The sequence below is a fragment of the Veronia nyctiphanis genome (assembly GCF_004116385.1).
GTDB lineage: Bacteria > Pseudomonadota > Gammaproteobacteria > Enterobacterales > Vibrionaceae > Veronia > Veronia nyctiphanis.
This window is the reverse complement of record NZ_PEIB01000119.1, coordinates 1-267: the sequence shown is the minus strand read 5'-3', so window position 1 is coordinate 267 and position 267 is coordinate 1. Positions and strand designations below refer to the sequence as shown.

At 43.1% G+C, this 267-nt stretch carries 1 protein-coding gene; it reads left to right on the top strand.

Annotated features, from left to right (window positions below; genetic code table 11):
• The coding region (locus tag CS022_RS24680; RefSeq protein ID WP_201746394.1) for a transposase at nucleotides 1–204 on the top strand (204 nt) is incomplete at its 5' end.
• Nucleotides 205–267 lie beyond the last annotated feature (63 nt).

The following is a 267-nucleotide window of genomic DNA, read 5'->3' as shown; positions in this document are numbered from 1 at the left end:
AAAGGAAGAACAGCGATAAAGCTGTTTGCCAAATTTCCTTACTTAAGAAAGAAGAAGCTCTGGGGTAACCACTTCTGGCAAAGGGGATACTTTGTCGATTCTGTAGGAACTAACGAAGAGATAATTAGAAGATACGTAAGATATCAAGACAAGGTTGCCAAGGAGGAGGAGCTACGCCAAATGGAGTTGGATATAAAACATTAATGTCGACAGCCCCCTTTTAGGGGGCCGTTTCAAAGCCACCTGCTCTGCAGGTGGTTTTTTACT